This window comes from Nocardia aegles, from assembly GCF_052545135.1.
On record NZ_JBQWRI010000042.1, the window covers coordinates 1 to 1279 of the forward strand.

At 65.0% G+C, this 1279-nt stretch carries 1 protein-coding gene; it reads right to left on the reverse strand.

The features are described from left to right. On the reverse strand, window positions 1–1258 hold a 1258-nt coding region (locus tag ACT89H_RS29355; protein ID WP_445111914.1), incomplete at its 3' end, for a condensation domain-containing protein. Window positions 1259–1279: the final 21 nt, after the last annotated feature.

Genomic DNA, 1279 nt, shown 5'->3' on the forward strand with positions numbered 1-1279 from the left:
TGGCGAGTCCGTGGTGGGTGATGGTGACGCCTTTGGGGAGTCCGGTGGATCCGGAGGTGTAGATGATGTAGGCGGTGTGGTCGGTGTGGAGGGGGTGGGTTCGTTCGGTGTCGGTGATGGGTCGGGGGTCGGTGTGGGTGGTGGTGGTGTCGAGGGTGATCCAGTGGATGTGGTGGGGGAGGTGGTGTTGGTGGGTGGTGGTGGTGATGCCGAGGGTGGTGTGGGAGGTGGTGGTGATGTGGGTGATTCGTTGGGTGGGGTGGGTGGGGTCGATGGGGAGGAAGGCGGCGCCGGTTTTGGTGATGGCCCAGATGGCGAGGATGGTGTCGGGGGAGCGGGGCAGGGCGATGGCGACGACGTCGTCGGGGCCGATGTGGTGGTGGAGGAGTTGGCGGGCGAGGTGGTTGGAGTGTTGGTCGAGTTGTTGGTAGGTGAGGTGGTGGTTGTTGTGGATGATGGCGGTGTGGTGGGGGTGGTTGTGGGCGGTGGTGGTGAGGATGTCGGGCAGTGTGGTGGGTGGTGTGGGTGGTGGGCCGGTGCGGGTGAGGAGGTCGGTGCGTTCGGTGGGGTCGAGGATGTCGATGGTGGCGATGGTTTGGGTGGGGTTGGTGGTGATGGTGTGGAGGATGCGTAGCCAGCGGTGGGCGAGGGTGTCGATGGTGGTGGGGTTGTAGAGGTCGGTGGCGTAGGTGATGGCTGCGGTCATCTCGCCGTTGTGGTTGTCGGTGAGGATGATTTGTAGGTCGAATCGTGATGTGGTGGTGGGTAGTTCGGTGGGGGTGATGTCGAGGTCGGGGAGGTGGAGGTGGGGTTGGTCGAGGTTTTGGAAGGCGAGGAGGGTTTGGAAGAGGGGGTGGTGGGATCGGGTGCGGTGGGGGGTGAGGTGGTCGACGAGTTGTTCGAAGGGGACGTCGGCGTGTTGGAAGGCTTGTAGGTCGGTGTTTCTGGTGTGGGTGAGGAGGTCGGTGAAGGGTTGGTGGGGGTTGATGTGGGTGCGTAGGACGAGGGTGTTGACGAACATGCCGATGAGGTCGTCGAGGGCGGGGTCGCCGCGTCCGGCGATGGGTGTGCCGATGGGGATGTCGGTGCTGTTGCTGAGGCGGGCGAGGAGGACTGCGAGGGTGGCGTGGATGACCATGAACAGGGAGCAGTCGTGGTGGCGTGCGAGGGTGTGTAGGGCGGTGGTGAGTTCGGTGTCGAGGGTGTAGGTGGTGGTGGCGCCGTGGTGGGAGGCCACCGCGGGGCGTGGCCGGTCCACCGGCAAACCCAACTCCTCCGG